Origin of the sequence: Bartonella sp. P0282, assembly GCF_048452985.1 — a bacterium.
Classification (GTDB): Bacteria; Pseudomonadota; Alphaproteobacteria; order Rhizobiales; family Rhizobiaceae; genus Bartonella; species Bartonella choladocola.
Genome location: NZ_WTFO01000016.1, coordinates 1 through 353 on the forward strand (window position 1 = coordinate 1; position 353 = coordinate 353).

At 49.9% G+C, this 353-nt stretch carries 1 protein-coding gene; it reads left to right on the top strand.

What is annotated here, in order from left to right; genetic code table 11:
- A partial coding sequence (locus GQS64_RS11965) for a LysM peptidoglycan-binding domain-containing protein (protein ID WP_198231764.1) occupies positions 1-353 on the top strand: 353 nt, incomplete at both ends.

Genomic DNA, 353 nt, shown 5'->3' on the forward strand with positions numbered 1-353 from the left:
ATTTCTTCTTACGATAGCGCAGGCGGATGCAGCCCAGAGAAGCCGTGATCGTCAGTATGAGGGGGCTTATGGTAGCAACTCTTATTACGGTGCGAGTTATAAGGGTGGTGATTATCAATCCCAGGGTTTGAATCCTGCTAGTTATGGTAGCTCCTCGTTAAATGATACCTATTCAACGCCGATCATGACACGCGCCTATGTGCTGGTGTCCGGCGACACGCTTGATAGCGTTGCCAAGCGCTATAATTTGAGTGTTGAGGGGTTGCGTCGTCTCAATCTGGATCGCTTCTTCAAGAACGGCTTTGACAAGGTAACGGTGGGGGATACGGTTTATGTTCCGCTGTCACCGGTTT